Source organism: Pseudoduganella guangdongensis, assembly GCF_009857475.1.
GTDB classification, from domain to species: Bacteria; Pseudomonadota; Gammaproteobacteria; order Burkholderiales; family Burkholderiaceae_D; genus Rugamonas; species Rugamonas guangdongensis.
On record NZ_WWCJ01000005.1, the window covers coordinates 114,693 to 129,409 of the forward strand.

12 protein-coding genes are annotated in these 14,717 nt (G+C 60.6%); 6 read left to right on the top strand and 6 right to left on the bottom strand.

Going from position 1 to position 14,717, the window contains the following annotated elements; translation table 11 throughout:
• Positions 1 to 75 precede the first annotated feature (75 nt).
• Together GTP41_RS08370 and GTP41_RS08375 are read left to right on the top strand one after the other, a co-directional pair.
• Positions 76 to 2,130: an NAD(+) synthase gene (locus GTP41_RS08370; RefSeq protein WP_161025122.1), complete on the top strand. Its 2,055-nt coding sequence runs from the start codon at positions 76 to 78 to the stop codon at positions 2,128 to 2,130.
• Positions 2,131 to 2,149: 19 nt separating this feature from the next.
• Complete coding sequence (locus tag GTP41_RS08375; protein WP_161025123.1) at positions 2,150 to 2,488, top strand: P-II family nitrogen regulator; 339 nt, start codon at positions 2,150 to 2,152, stop codon at positions 2,486 to 2,488.
• A 6-nt stretch (positions 2,489 to 2,494) separates the two neighbouring features.
• Here the strand turns inward: GTP41_RS08375 and GTP41_RS08380 are convergent, their stop codons facing one another.
• The 3 genes from GTP41_RS08380 to GTP41_RS08390 all read right to left on the bottom strand — a co-directional run bounded on the left by GTP41_RS08380 (position 2,495) and on the right by GTP41_RS08390 (position 5,674).
• Positions 2,495 to 3,733 (bottom strand): GGDEF domain-containing protein, encoded by a 1,239-nt coding sequence (locus GTP41_RS08380; RefSeq protein WP_161025124.1) that lies wholly within the window; start codon positions 3,731 to 3,733, stop codon positions 2,495 to 2,497.
• A complete protein-coding gene (locus tag GTP41_RS27630) occupies positions 3,730 to 4,962 on the bottom strand; it encodes a GGDEF domain-containing protein (protein ID WP_161025125.1) in 1,233 nt (410 codons plus the stop codon). Before GTP41_RS27630 ends, GTP41_RS08380 begins: the two co-directional genes overlap by 4 nt.
• 85 nt (positions 4,963 to 5,047) lie before the next feature.
• Positions 5,048 to 5,674, bottom strand: a complete 627-nt coding sequence (locus GTP41_RS08390; RefSeq protein WP_161025126.1) for a trimeric intracellular cation channel family protein — start codon at positions 5,672 to 5,674, stop codon at positions 5,048 to 5,050.
• Between the two features lie 81 nt (positions 5,675 to 5,755).
• Here GTP41_RS08390 and GTP41_RS08395 point away from each other — a divergent pair, with 81 nt between their 5' ends.
• On the top strand, positions 5,756 to 7,414 hold the full coding sequence (locus tag GTP41_RS08395; protein WP_161025127.1) for a hypothetical protein: 1,659 nt from the start codon (positions 5,756 to 5,758) through the stop codon (positions 7,412 to 7,414).
• A 317-nt stretch (positions 7,415 to 7,731) separates the two neighbouring features.
• Here the strand turns inward: GTP41_RS08395 and GTP41_RS08400 are convergent, their stop codons facing one another.
• The 3 genes from GTP41_RS08400 to trxB all read right to left on the bottom strand — a co-directional run bounded on the left by GTP41_RS08400 (position 7,732) and on the right by trxB (position 10,108).
• Positions 7,732 to 8,379 (bottom strand): hypothetical protein, encoded by a 648-nt coding sequence (locus tag GTP41_RS08400; protein ID WP_161025128.1) that lies wholly within the window; start codon positions 8,377 to 8,379, stop codon positions 7,732 to 7,734.
• 95 nt (positions 8,380 to 8,474) lie between these two features.
• Positions 8,475 to 9,161, bottom strand: coding sequence for a Smr/MutS family protein (locus tag GTP41_RS08405; protein ID WP_161025129.1), 687 nt, complete (start codon positions 9,159 to 9,161; stop codon positions 8,475 to 8,477).
• Positions 9,158 to 10,108: a thioredoxin-disulfide reductase gene (trxB, locus tag GTP41_RS08410; protein ID WP_161025130.1), complete on the bottom strand. Its 951-nt coding sequence runs from the start codon at positions 10,106 to 10,108 to the stop codon at positions 9,158 to 9,160. The genes GTP41_RS08405 and trxB overlap by 4 nt, the downstream gene beginning before the upstream one ends.
• A 165-nt stretch (positions 10,109 to 10,273) precedes the next feature.
• Here trxB and GTP41_RS08415 point away from each other — a divergent pair, with 165 nt between their 5' ends.
• The 3 genes from GTP41_RS08415 to GTP41_RS08425 are packed head-to-tail and all read left to right on the top strand — an operon-like array spanning position 10,274 to position 14,601.
• Entirely contained in the window at positions 10,274 to 12,661 is a 2,388-nt protein-coding gene (locus GTP41_RS08415; protein ID WP_161025131.1) for a DNA translocase FtsK, read from the top strand.
• A gap of 8 nt (positions 12,662 to 12,669) precedes the next feature.
• Positions 12,670 to 13,287, top strand: a complete 618-nt coding sequence (gene lolA / locus GTP41_RS08420) for an outer membrane lipoprotein chaperone LolA (RefSeq protein WP_161025132.1) — start codon at positions 12,670 to 12,672, stop codon at positions 13,285 to 13,287.
• A 6-nt stretch (positions 13,288 to 13,293) separates the two neighbouring features.
• Entirely contained in the window at positions 13,294 to 14,601 is a 1,308-nt protein-coding gene (locus tag GTP41_RS08425) for a replication-associated recombination protein A (protein WP_202419666.1), read from the top strand.
• Positions 14,602 to 14,717: the final 116 nt, after the last annotated feature.

Genomic DNA, 14,717 nt, shown 5'->3' on the forward strand with positions numbered 1-14,717 from the left:
TTGGGGTCAGGAAGAAAAGTGGACATTTCTTCGCGATGTTAAAATCTTCGGCATCTCTATTGGCTTGGCTCAGCTATGTCGCATTCGTTCCATAATTTGTATCACCATGATTTCGCACGCGTGGCGGTGGGTGTGCCGCGTTGTAAGGTGGCGGATCCTTTGTTTAATGCGGCGCAGACCATTGCGCTGGCGGAGCAGGCGGCGGCGCGCGGGGCGGTGCTGGTGGCTTTCCCGGAATTGGGGCTGTCGGCGTATACCTGTGATGACCTGTTCCATCAGCGGGCTTTGTTGGACAGCGTTCTGCAAGGGCTGGCCGCAGTCGTGGAGGCGTCGACCCGCATCCCGGCGGCGATGGTGGTGGGTGCGCCGCTGCGTGTGGATCATCAGCTGTTCAATTGCGCGATCGTGGTGGCGGGCGGTGCGATCCGGGGCGTGGTGCCTAAGTCCTACTTGCCGAACTATGGCGAGTTTTATGAGGCGCGCCAGTTCAGCGCGGCGGATGAGGCGATTGCGACGGAGATGACGCTGCTCGGCCAGCGCGTTCCTTTCGGTGCGAACCAGCTGTTTGAGCTGGAAAACCTGCCGCTGTTTAAATTCCATATCGAGGTGTGCGAGGATGTGTGGGTGCCGATCCCGCCGTCGTCCTTCGCAGCCCTGGCCGGGGCGACGGTGCTGGTGAACCTGTCGGCGTCGAATATCCTGGTCGGCAAGTCGGATTACCGCCACCAGCTGGTGGGGCAGCAGTCGGCGCGTTGTATCGCGGCCTATCTGTATTCCTCCGCCGGGCGCGGCGAGTCGACCACGGACCTGGCCTGGGACGGCCAGGCGCTTATTTACGAAAACGGCGAGATGCTGGCGGAGTCCGAGCGCTTTGCCGATGAATCCCACTTGATCTTTGCCGACGTGGACCTGGAGCGCATGTCGCGCGAACGCATGCGCACCACCACCTTCGGCCAGTCCGCGCGCCGCCATCGGGACGAAGTGCAGCAGTTCCGCACCGTGCGCTTCCCGGTCGAGGTGCCGACACACCGCGTGCTGCCGCTGGAACGCAGGGTGGCGCGCTTCCCCTATGTGCCGTCCAACCCTGCGGTGCGCGATAAGCGCTGCATGGAGGTCTATAACATCCAGGTCAGCGCGCTGGTGCAGCGCCTGTCCACCTCGGGCATCAAGAAGGTGGTGATCGGCGTGTCGGGCGGCCTGGATTCGACCCATGCGCTGCTGGTCTGCGCCAAGGCGATGGATCGCCTGGGCCTGCCGCGCGCGAACATTATCGCCGCCACCATGCCGGGCTTTGCAACCAGCTCGCGCACGCTGGACCAGGCGCGCGCACTGATGCAGTTCGTCGGCTGCACGGCGCTGGAAGTGGATATCCGCCCAAGCTGCATCCAGATGCTGAAGGATATCGGCCACCCCTACAGCGAGGGCAAGGAAGAATACGACATCACCTTCGAAAACGTGCAGGCGGGCGAACGCACCAACCATCTGTTCCGCATGGCGAACCACCACAACGGCATTGTGATCGGCACCGGCGACCTGAGCGAGCTGGCGCTGGGCTGGTGCACCTACGGCGTGGGCGACCATATGTCGCACTACAACGTGAATGCCAGCGTGCCGAAAACGCTGATCACCCACTTGGTGCGCTGGGTGGCGGAGAGCAAGCAGTTCGGCGATGTGAATTCGAGCGTGCTGCTGGCGGTGGTCAACACGGAAATCAGTCCTGAGCTGGTGCCGGGCAAGGCGGACGATGAGGCCCCGGCCCAGATCACGCAGAACGTGATCGGACCGTATGAGCTGCAGGACTTTAACCTGTATTACACGCTGCGCTTCGGCTTTGCGCCGTCCAAGGTGGCCTTCCTGGCACTGCACGCGTGGCAGGATCGCGATGTTGGCGCGTGGCCGGATGACGAGCATGTGGCGCGCAACCAGTACGCGCTGAAAGATATTAAACACAATCTGGGCATTTTCCTGAAGCGTTTCTTCCAGACGTCGCAGTTCAAGCGCACATGCGTGCCGAACGCGCCGAAGGTGGGCTCCGGCGGTTCGCTGTCGCCGCGCGGCGATTGGCGCGCACCGAGCGACTCTGAGTCGGCGGCCTGGCTGGAAAACCTGAAGACTGTGCCCGACGCCTGATCACTATAAGGAGAACGCAATGAAGCAAATTACCGCCATCATCAAGCCATTCAAGCTGGACGAAGTGCGCGAGTCGCTGGCTGAAGTCAATGTCACCGGCCTGACCGTGACCGAGGTAAAGGGCTTCGGCCGCCAGAAGGGCCACACCGAGCTGTATCGCGGTGCGGAATACGTGGTCGATTTCCTGCCGAAGGTGAAGGTGGAAGTGGTGGTCGACGACAGCGTGGTCGATACCGCCGTGGATGCGATCATCAAGGCTGCCCGCACCGGCAAGATCGGCGACGGCAAGATCTTTGTGCAGAATGTCGAGCAGGTGATCCGCATCCGCACCGGCGAAACCGGGGCGGATGCGGTTTAACGCCTTTTAAGCCACTGCGCCGCCGCGTACGCAATCGCGTCCGGCGGCTTTGGCCTGGTATAGGGCCAGGTCGGCGCGCACCAGCAGGGCGGCCGGCTCCAGGTCTTCCGGCAGCAGGCTGGCGATGCCGATGCTGACCGTGACCGCCACGGGCTGGCCCTCATGCGACAGTGCCAGCGCCCGGGCGCCCTGGCGCAGCCGTTCCGCGCAAACCTGCGCCTCCCCCGGCCCGGATTCGGGCAATAACACTGCAAACTCCTCCCCGCCCAGGCGGCCGGCGAAGTCGCTGCTGCGGCCGATGCCGGCGCACAGCTTGCCCATGGCGGCAATGGCGCGGTCGCCGGCCAGGTGGCCGAAGCGGTCGTTGATCGACTTGAAGTGGTCGATGTCGATCATGAGCACGGACAGCGGGTGCCCATAGCGCCGCGCGCGCGCAATTTCCGACTCTGCCTGGCGCAGGAACTGGCGCCGGTTGGCGATGCCGCTCAGGAAGTCGGTGGTGGCCAGTGCCAGCAATTCGCGGTTGCGTTCTTCGACCGTCTTTTCCAGGCTGGCGCTTTCTTCCTCCAGCTCGCGCGCCCAGGTTTGCAGGGCGGTGCGCGCGCCATCGCTCTCGATGCGGAACTGGGTCGCGATGATCAGGATGATGCAGGCGGCGCGCAGCAGGAAGGTGGCGGCCTGGATGCCGTCGGAATCGAGGAAGTCGTGGATCGGGATCGCATTGCCGGCGCTGGCGGCGCCGCGCACCACGTGCCATGCCGCGTCGATGGCGAACAGCAGCACCAGGCTGTTGCGGCCATGGCGCGGCGCATGCTGCCACAGCCACCAGATGGCGGCCAGTAGCAGTGGCACGCGCACGGCGGAGGTGACGATGATGCGGCCGTGCAGGCCGATGTCGATATAGCTGTACCAGGCGTAGCCGATGCCGGATACCAGCAGCACACCCAGGCTGCCGGCCAGGCCCAGGGTATGTTTGCGGCCGGCATAGCGCTGCGCGCCGCGCAGGAGGAAGATGCTGTTGGCGGCGATCAGGAGGTTGCCGACCATGACGGATGCAACATCGGGCAATTGGCCGCGCAGGCCGATCAGGATCCAGGCCAGGCCCTGGCAGCAAGCGGCCATGCTCCAGTTGGAGCCAGCCGTGCGGCCGCCGCGCTCGGCCCGCAAGCCGAAAAATGCGATACCGACGGCCAGGCTGGCCAGGCCGAGGGCGAGGGCGCAAGTGCCGACGTGCAGGCTGCTCATGCCGCTTCTGCCATCTGGACCTGGTTGCGGCCCAGCGACTTGGCGCGGTACAGCACCTGGTCGGCGCGCGCCAGCAGGGCTTCCAGCGAGGCGTCGCCCGCTTCCAGCACGGCGATGCCGACGCTGACGCTGACGGGGGCGGGCAGGCCGTGCCGGCCCGCATCCAGGGTGGCGACGGCATGGCGGATGCGTTCCGCCAGCACCTGGGCGGCGGCCGCGCCGGTCTCCGGCAGCAGCAGCGCGAATTCCTCGCCGCCCAGGCGTCCGGCCAGATCGATGTTGCGGGTGCGCGCGCGGCAGGCTTGTGCGACTTGCTCGATCACCCTGTCGCCGGCGGCGTGGCCGAAACTGTCGTTGATGCGTTTGAAGTGATCGATGTCGAGCATCAGCACCGCGAGCGGGCGATTGTGGCGCCGGGCGCGCGCCATTTCGCGCTGGCCGCTCTCCATGAAATGGCGCCGGTTGGCCAGGCCGCTCAGGCTGTCGGTGGTGGCGAGGCGGGTCAGTTCCGCCGTGCGTTCGGTGACTTCATTGCGCAAGGCGTCGCGCTGGGCCTCAAGGCGCTGCGCGTGGTGGGCAAGGTCGTCGCGGATGCGTTCACTCTCCAGGCGGAACTGGGTGGCGTTGATCAGCACCTGCAGGATGCCGCCGGCAGATACCAGCAGGGCCAGTTCGGTGCCGCCCGCGAGGAAGGTGTTGATCTGGCTTGGCGCCAGCAGCACGTGGGCCAGCCGCAGCAGGCTCCAGAGCGCGCCGAGCGCCAGCACGGCGAGCAGGTAGCGCGTGCCCTGCGGCAGGCCGGGGCGGCGCAGCATGCGTATGCAATCGAGGTAGCAGAAGGCGCGGCAGGCGCAGATCAGGGCGATGCGATGGTCGACGTTGGGGGCCACGTAACTGAGCCAGGCAAAGCCAAGTCCGGCCAGGGCGATGAAGGCGGCGTAGTGCCAGAGCGGGCGCAGCGTGCCGGTAAAAATCGCGGTGCCACGATGAATGAAGGCGAGGGAAATGACCAGCAGGGTGTTGTCGACCACCGTTTCGACGAAGTAGGGCAGTTCCCTTGCCGATGCGGCGGCCAGCGCCGCCATCCCGCCGAATAGCGCCGACAGGGCCCATTGCCCGCCCGCGCTGGTGCCGAGCGCGCGATCATGCACGCCGCGAAAGGTGCAGGCGACCATGATCGAGAGGAACCCGATCAGGGTGATGGCGGTGGCAAGGTCGAAGACAAACACGGGTTACTGGCGGACTTGAAAGTTACCCCATTATAACTAGTCCAGCTTAGGGTAACTAAAAGCCAAGCCGCGCCAGGCCGCGCCGTCAGGGTCGTCCGATCTTCAGGTCGAAGCGCCAGGCGAGCAGGCGCAGGATGGTGATCAGGGCCGCGCTGGACCACAAGGCCACTTCGTCCGACACGCTGGTGTACTGCAGGGCGATGTAGAACCAGCAGCCGAAGAAGGCGCACAGCGCGTACGGCTTCCCGTCGCGGAACACCATCGGCACCTCGTTGCAGATAATGTCGCGCAGGACGCCGCCGAAAATACCGGTGATCACGCCCATCATCACGGCCACGAAGATCGGCATGTCGGCCGCCAGCGCGGTGGACACGCTGGCCACGGCGAACAGGCCCAGGCCGACCGCGTCGGCAATCACGATCAGGCGTTCGGAAACGATATGGCGGATCTGCTTGACGAAGGGGGCCGCCACCAGCGCCACTACAAACAGCAGGATGGTGTATTCCTGGTGCGCCACCCAGAACAGCGGGCGGCGGTCAAGCAGGATGTCGCGGATGGTGCCGCCGCCAAAGGCGGTGATGAAGGCGACGATGAAGACGCCCACGATGTCCATCCGCTTACGGCGCGCTTCGATAAAGCCGGAGAATGCCCCAACCAGGATTGCCACGACCTCGATGATGGTGATGAGGGAGACGGCGGGGACTATTTTCATTGCATAAATTAATCAGTCGTGATGGCCAAGAGATTAACATTGGGCGTACATTGTCGCAACTCAACCGAGATGGGATACAGCATGAATGAGTTCCTGTTGAACGAAGCGCGTAAAGAGGTCATACGCATCGATAAGAATACTCAGCGACGCCTCCTTACAGCACAAGGCTTAGCGCAACTAGCTGGGCAACTAGGTTTATCTGGTTTCTCAGATGATGACGTCCTTTTCCTCTGGGAGATAGGGCTGCTTAGGGCGGATTTAGTCGAGGGCTCGGCTAAATCAAATGAGATGGGCATCGAGTTTGTTTGCAATGATGTCGATGATTTTTTTTTCGTTGATACGCGTTGCCTCGCAGTTAGGGAAAATGGCTATGGCGGGGATGGTGAAAGTCGACAGAAATACGATGGCATAACCCCACTATTCCATCCGTTTAGGATTTATGTTCTTCATCATGTTGCGCGAGTCTTTTCGTTAAGCGTAAGTCAAACACAGTTTCTTAAGTATGAAGAGGGGACTAGGCGGATCTTCGAATTGGAAATCGGACACATAAAGCGTTGGACATCAAAACCAGAATTCCGGTCCCGATTCAGCGATTGGAACTGTTTCGCAGAGCTTGCAATTGTTACTGAAAGGCTTTGCTATCCCATTGTCTTTTCAGATGTGACGACACCGTTGTTGTTCGAGGTGGAACGGAAACTAATATATGCGAAGGTTGATAATGTACTTCGCGAGGTCGGCGTTGACGAAGTCGAGAAAATTCGCCAAGAGCTAGCGTGGACTGCAGGCAGGTTTGATGATAATCGTTCGATTCACGTTTTACTTAGGCTAATGAATGCGCGCGAGAGATCAAAGCTGAAAGGCTCGTTGGGAGCTGCGATGCACATTTTATCAATGGCGGAATGCATTCGCAGAGTTGGTGAGCTGGTATTTGAAAGAGAGTTGTCGGAGGAAGACGAAATCGGACCAGGCCAATGGATGGACGGTGCAAGAAGGCTACTTTATGGAACTGAGCGAGTGTTCGATGCGCCAAAGGACCAGTTGCGGGATTACCTTCAAATATTTGGATTAGACTTCGGCGTAAAAGTTCGATGCTATGTAGAAGGTGAGTCAGAGTATGGTGCGCTGGCTCATGCGGTTGATGATTTTCCTCACGTTCAATTAGTAAACTTGCGTGGAAGGGTGGCTGAGAAAAAGAGCTTGGCGTTTCTAAGTAATTTAAAGGCCGATCATGCAGCAGGGGTTTTTAGTGTGATCATGATTGATGGAGATAATGACGATTATATACGGATGGTAAAAAAGGCCGCCAAGGAAAAAGTCTTCTTTGGTAGATTCTTCATATCTTCCCCGGATATTGAGTGCGAAAACTTTAGTGACTCCGAACTGCTTGACATTGCGCAAAAATATGCTGAGAAATTGAATGTCGACAAAGACTTCCTTGAATCGGTGTCGAAAAAGCTAAATGAGATGACTGTTGATATTAAGAATAACAACGATCTTTGGAAAGTGCTTAGTCAAGTAGGTTTAACGGATGTGCGCAAAGGCGAGGCATGGGGACGGGCGTTGATGGAATACGCGATATCCCATCCATACAAAAATTTGAACGGGCAGGTCGAAAATCAGCAACGAATGATCATAGAAGCGGCAACACTGCTTGTCCGGATGCGAGATATCGGCTTCTTGCGGGCGTCTGCACTAGAAGAAATGGATCCTGAAACTGGGGAAGTGGGTAGGCGATCCTAGTCGTCGTTGGCGGATCTTGGAGCGCTTACTGAATGCATATGTCAAATTTTGCTGCAGAGATCTGCGCCTTGCGCTGAGTTGTTAACGCAAATATTGGCGCCATAAGGGGTGGCGACGACTATATGGCTATTTCGACGCCCTTTCCGGCGCGGGGCTGTTAGAAGACGATCACGCCGTCGGTCTGCTCCAGCCACGAGTGGAGCACTTCAGCACCGCTCGCCGTCGCGCGAGCCGAAGCCGCGCGCGTGAATCACACATAGGCAGCGATAGATGCGGGGCCTTCTGGCCCAACCCTTCTCAAGCCGACTAGGTCTTCATTATCGAATTCCAGCAACTTTTCGCAGTTTCTCAAATCCGGTTGTCCCTGTAAGTGGTGTTAGTGTTGTCAGAAAATGGGACAGCTGGTGAGATGCAAGGTCAGGTTCAAACAAGAACTTCTCCCCGTTGACGCGATCTATAATTGATCGCCGTCGTTTCTCAAGTTCTGCTGAATCCAAGCTTTCCAAGTCAATCAATTTCTGTTGAACATATTGGGCCTTAGCTGCAATACCTGAAAATTGGAACTCTTCCCACCTTTTTTTTGCCGAGGCGAGTTCGGACCAAGTATGGAAGAACTGGTCGAAAATCTTAAATTCATCACTGTTTAAAACGGATACAAAGTTCTGTTTTAACTTTGGCCAGTTATTTTCAGGAATAACTACTTTTGACCAGGCAGCAAAACTTGCACCACCACGAACTGCACCATGCGCATCTTCAGCATTTCGAATGTCTAAAACAAGGATCTTTGCGGCGCTTCTTAATTGACTTATTTGACCGAGTTCAAAGACAAGGTATGCGAGGTAACCAACAACGGCTGTAGTGCCGCTAGCAACATAGTCACCACTAATCCCAAACTTGTTGAGTAGGTGTAAAATAACAGCCCAGCAGGACAGATAAGCGACGGAAGCAATTATTAGCTTGCGCATATTCTCGGTAGCGTATTAGTAAGTATCCGACTCGTTAGAATCGGATTCGAGGGATGTATTAAATCAGCATTGCAAGGCGAAAAGGCTTAATTCGCCTATCTAGGGGGAGCCAGGGCGGCGCGCAGTAGCACCATGATGGCGCCTTCGCCGCCTTCTTCGGCGCGCGCCTGGCAGAAGGCGATCACGCCGTCGGTCTGCACCAGCCAGGAGTGGACCATGGACTTCAACACCGGTTCGCCGCCGCGCGAGCCGAAGCCGCGGCCGTAGATTACGCATACGCAGCGGTAGTTGCGGCGTGCGGCCTTCAGCAGGAAGTCGTCCACCGCCTGGCGCGCCTCGTCGCGGCGCTTGCCGTGCAGGTCCAGCTCATCCTGCACCGGCCAGTGGCCCTTGCGCATCTTCTTCATCACGTCCGGGCCGATGCCGGGCGCGCTGTAGTTCAGCGCCGGGTCCTCTTCCATGTAATGGTCGACGTCGAACAGGTCGGACAGCATGGATTCCTGTAGCACCCGGGCGTCGTCCGCGGCCTGCTCTTCGGCCGTCAGCGGCCCGCGCTTGCCGCCCAAAGCAGGGCGGCCGGCCACGACCGGCGCCTTCACGGGCGGCACGTAGCGGTCGGACGGCTTCATCTTTTGCACGCCGGCCATCGAGGACTGGAACACATTGGCTGCGGCGGCAGCGGCCTTGGCCTGCTTGGCGCGCTCCCGTTCCTCAACCTCACGCTGCTCGTGTTGTTCCTTGAGCTGTTTGCCCAGGCCTTTCAGGTCGGCGAAGCTTTTCACTCTTGCGCTTCCAGGTAGCGTTGCGCGTCCAGTGCGGCCATGCAGCCGGTGCCGGCGCTGGTGATGGCCTGGCGATAGATGTGGTCCTGCACGTCGCCGGCGGCGAACACGCCCGGAACGGAGGTGGCGGTCGCCATGCCTTCGGTGCCGGTGCGGGTTTTGATGTAGCCATCCTTCATCTCCAGCTGGCCTTCGAAGATGCCGGTGTTCGGCTTGTGGCCGATGGCGATGAACAGGCCGTGCACGGCGATCTGTTCGAGTTCGCCGCTATTGTGCTTGATCTCGATGCCGGTGACGCCCGACTGCTCGCCCTTGACTTCATGCAGGTTGGCGTTCAGCTTCAGCACGATCTTGCCTTCGGCGACCTTGGCCATCAAGCGGTCGACCAGGATAGGCTCGGCGCGGAACTTGTCGCGGCGGTGCACCAGGGTGACCTTGGTGGCGATGTTGGACAGGTACAGCGCTTCTTCAACAGCGGTGTTGCCGCCGCCAACCACGGCCACTTCCTGGCCACGGTAGAAGAAGCCGTCGCAGGTGGCGCAAGCGGACACGCCGCGGCCCATGAACTCCTGCTCGGACGGCAGCCCCAGGTACTGGGCCGAGGCGCCGGTGGAAATGATCAGGGTGTCGCAGGTGTAGACATTGCTGTCGCCGATCAGGCGGATCGGTTTTTCGTTCAGGTGCGTGGTGTGGATGTGGTCAAACACGATCTCGGTCTTGAAGCGCTCTGCGTGCTGCAAGAAGCGCTGCATCAGGTCCGGACCCTGGACGCCCATCGGGTCGGCCGGCCAGTTTTCCACGTCGGTGGTGGTCATCAGCTGGCCGCCTTGTTCGACGCCGGTCACCAGCATCGGGTTCAGGTTGGCGCGCGCGGCGTAGATCGCTGCGCTGTAGCCTGCAGGACCGGAGCCAAGAATCAGGACTTTGGCGTGTTTGGTAGTAGTCATGGCGGATTCTTTACTTGGTTAGTATGTCTCGTATATGGGGTGGGGCGCGGATGCTACAAGTCGGCGCCGCCGGGCAAACCGAGATTATAAGCGAACACCCTTTGGCCCAACTAATAGCTTAGAATAAGCGCAATATGGAATTTTTGCATCCAAGCAACCCGTCGAATGAGTAAGAAGAGTCAAGAGACAACTTCTGGTTACACTCGCAATGTTACCGAACGCCAGCCTTTGCCGAACCGGCTGGTGCGCCTGCTGTCCGAAGCGCGATTTTTCGCGCTGTTTGTCGTTTGCCTGTACTTCATCCTGATTTTAGCCAGTTATAACCGGCATGACCCGGGCTGGTCGCATAACAATGTGGTGGCGCAGGTCTACAACCTGGGCGGCCGCGGCGGCGCCTGGCTGTCGGATTTGATGCTGTTCATCTTCGGTTTCTCCGCCTGGTGGTGGTGCGTTTATATGCTGCGCGTGGTCTGGCAGGGCTACCGCCGCCTGACCCGCAAGTTCGTGCTGGAGAAGGAAGAAGATCCTGAGCACCACCAGGTCGGCATCATCCGCGTGATCGGCTTTGGCCTGATGCTGGTCGGCTCCATGGGCTTGGAATTCCTGCGCATGTACACCCTCAAGGTGCAGCTGCCGCGCGCGCCGGGCGGCGTGCTGGGCGAGTTGATCGGCCATGGCGCCCATGTGGGCCTGGGCTTTACCGGCGCCACCCTGGTGCTGCTGCTCCTGTTCGGCACGGGTTTCAGCCTGTTCTTCCACGTGTCCTGGATGTCGGTGGCCGAAAAGATCGGCGAGGGCATCGAGCTGGGTATCGACTGGTTCCGCGCCCGCATGGAGATGCGCGAAGACCGCCGCCAGGGCGACGTCGCCGTGGTGCAGCGCGAGGAAAAGGTCGTCAAGGAACGCGTCAAGCACGAAGAGAAGCATCCGAAGCCGGCCGACCTGCCGCCGGAGGCCCCGCCGCCGCCTATCGTCAAGATCGAGCCGCAGATGACCCAGGTGGTGCAGTCCGAGCGCGCCATCAAGGAAAAGCAGGGTGCCCTGTTCCAGGAAATCGAAAATACCGACCTGCCGCCGCTGTCGCTGCTGGACGACGCGCCGCCGCAGCAGGAAACCGTGGCGGTGGAAACGCTGGAATTCACCAGCCGCCTGATCGAGAAAAAGCTGTCCGACTTTGGCGTGGAAGCCAAGGTGGTCGCCGCCTATCCGGGTCCCGTCGTGACCCGCTACGAGATCGAGCCTGCCACCGGCGTCAAGGGCAGCCAGATCGTCAACCTGGCGCGCGACCTGGCGCGTTCGCTGTCGCTGACCTCCATCCGCGTGGTCGAGACCATCCCTGGCAAGAACTATATGGCGCTGGAGCTGCCGAATCCTAAGCGCCAGATCGTGCGCCTGACCGAGATTCTCGGCTCCAAGATCTATAACGACAATGCGTCGCCACTGACCGTGGCGCTGGGTAAGGACATCGCCGGCAAGCCGGTGGTGGCCGACCTGGCCAAGATGCCGCACTTGCTGGTGGCGGGCACCACCGGCTCCGGTAAGTCGGTCGGTATTAACGCCACCATCCTGTCGCTGCTGTACAAAGCCGACCCGCATGATGTGCGCATGATCCTGATCGACCCGAAAATGCTGGAGATGTCGGTCTACGAAGGCATTCCGCACCTGCTGGCGCCGGTGGTGACCGACATGCGCCAGGCCGGCCATGCCCTGAACTGGGCGGTGAACGAAATGGAGCGCCGCTACAAGCTGATGTCCAAGCTGGGCGTGCGTAACCTGGCCGGCTACAACGCCAAGATCGCCGAAGCGGCCAAGCGCGAAGAGAAGATCCCGAACCCGTTCTCGATCACCCCTGACGCGCCGGAGCCTTTGGAAAAATTGCCAACCATCGTCATCATCATCGACGAGCTGGCCGACCTGATGATGGTGGTCGGTAAGAAGGTGGAAGAACTGATCGCCCGTATCGCCCAAAAGGCGCGCGCGGCCGGCCTGCACTTGATTTTGGCGACCCAGCGCCCATCTGTGGACGTGATTACTGGCCTGATCAAGGCGAATATCCCGACCCGTATCGCGTTCCAGGTATCGTCCAAGATCGACTCGCGCACCATTCTTGACCAGATGGGGGCGGAAGCCCTGCTGGGTATGGGTGACATGTTGTACATGCCGCCTGGAACCGGCCTGCCGGTGCGTGTGCACGGGGCCTTTGTCTCCGACGACGAAGTGCACCGCGTGGTGAGCCACCTGAAAGCCCAGGGCGAACCGAATTACATCGAAGGCATCCTGGAAGGCGGCACGCTGGAAGAGGGCGGCGGCGACGGCGCCATGGCCGGCGGTGGCGGCGAGGGCGGCGGCGAGTCCGACCCGATGTACGACCAGGCCGTGCAAGTGGTGCTGAAGCACCGCAAAGCTTCGATCTCGCTGGTGCAGCGCCACCTGCGCATCGGCTACAACCGGGCCGCGCGCCTGCTGGAGCAGATGGAGAACAGCGGCGTGGTATCGGCCATGCAATCGAACGGCAACCGCGAAATCATCGCGCCTACCGCCTCGGCGGAATAAGGAATTCTATGAAACACAACAAATTCGCGGCGGCCCTGGCCGCCGGCCTGCTCTTTGCAAGCAGCGCCAGCGCTGCAGCGCTGGACCAGTTCAAGACCTTTGTCGCCAGCACCAAGGCCGCCAAGGGCGAGTTCACGCAAAAAGTCGTGGCGCAGGGCGGCAAGGACAAGCAATCGTCCGGCAGCTTCACCTTCGCCCGTCCCGGCAAATTCATCTGGAGCTATGTCAAGCCTTTCGAACAGGTGCTGCAGGCCGACGGCGAACAGCTCTTCATCTACGACAAGGACTTGAACCAGGTCACGGTGCGCAAGCTGGGCGACGCCCTGGGCTCCTCGCCGGCCGCCATCCTGTTCGGCTCCAACGACCTGGAAAAGAACTTCACCCTGTCCGATGCGGGCAGCCGCGACGGCCTGGAATGGCTGAAAGCCACCCCCAAGTCCAAGGATTCCAGCTTCGAGCAAATCCTGATCGGTTTGAGGAACGGCACCCCGGAAGCGATGGAGCTGAAAGACAGTTTCGGCCAGACTTCCATCCTGTCGTTCAAGAAGTTTGAAAAAAATCCAGCGCTGAATGCAGCAAGCTTTAAATTTGTCATGCCAAAGGGTGCGGACGTCATCAACAATTAAGGAATCATGATGACGCAAGACCTGTTCGCCCCCGAGCCCACCCCGCCCCTGGCCGAAGCGCTGCGCCCGCACACTGTGGCGGACGTGATCGGCCAGAGCCACCTGCTGGGCGAAGGCAAGCCGCTCAACCTGCTATTCAAGTCCGGCAAGCCGCACTCCATGATCCTGTGGGGGCCGCCGGGCGTCGGCAAGACCACGCTGGCCCGCCTGAGCGCGCGTGCCTTCGACTGTGAATTCATCGCCATTTCGGCCGTGCTGGGCGGGGTCAAGGATATCCGCGCCGCCATCGAACAGGCGGAACAGTTCGTCGCCAACGGCAAGCAGACCATCCTCTTCATCGACGAGATCCACCGCTTCAACAAGGCGCAGCAGGACGCGCTGCTGCCGTATGTGGAATCGGGCCTGGTGACCCTGATCGGCGCCACCACCGAGAACCCTTCGTTCGAAGTGAACTCGGCGCTGCTGTCGCGTGCCCAGGTCTACGTGCTGAAAGCGCTGACGGAAGAGGAAATGCGCCAGCTGCTGGCGCGCGCCCGCCAACGCTCCATGCCCGACCTGGAGTTCGACGAACTGGCCATCGACACCTTGATCGGTTACGCCGACGGCGACGCGCGCCGCTTCCTGAACCTGCTGGAACAGACCAAGACCGCCGCCGCCACCGCCCGCACCGACAAGGTCACCGGCGACTTCGTGCAGAACGCGCTGACGCTGAACGCGCGCCGCTTCGACAAGGGTGGCGACAACTTCTACGACCAGATCTCGGCCCTGCACAAATCCGTGCGCGGCTCCAACCCGGACGGCGCCCTGTACTGGTTCTGCCGCATGATCGACGGCGGCGCCGACCCGCGCTACCTGTCGCGCCGCATCGTACGCATGGCGTGGGAAGATATCGGCCTGGCCGACCCGCGCGCCCTGACCATGGCCAACGACGCCGCCGCCACTTACGAACGGCTGGGCTCCCCGGAAGGCGAGCTGGCCCTGGCCCAGGCCGTGATCTACCTGGCCGTGGCCGCCAAGAGCAACGCCGGCTACAACGCCTACAACGCCGCCATGGCCTTTGTGCGCCGTGACAAGTCGCGCGAAGTGCCGGTCCACTTACGTAATGCCCCTACCAAGCTCATGAAAGAGCTCGGCTACGGCCACGAATACCGCTACGCCCACGACGAACCCGACGCCTATGCCGCCGGGGAAACCTACTTGCCAGACGGCATGGCAGAGCCAGGCTGGTACCAACCGGTGCCGCGTGGCCTGGAAAGCAAGATTGCCGAAAAACTGCTGTATTTACGCGAACTGGATCGAAAAGCCCGTAAGTAAGTCCTTTACTTTGCGCATTTCCCTGCGTTACGATGTTGTTAAGATTTTAATATCGGAGGGCGGGATGGCAGAGCGTCTGACAGTTGATGGGGTAACCATCCATGTGGATGGTGCAG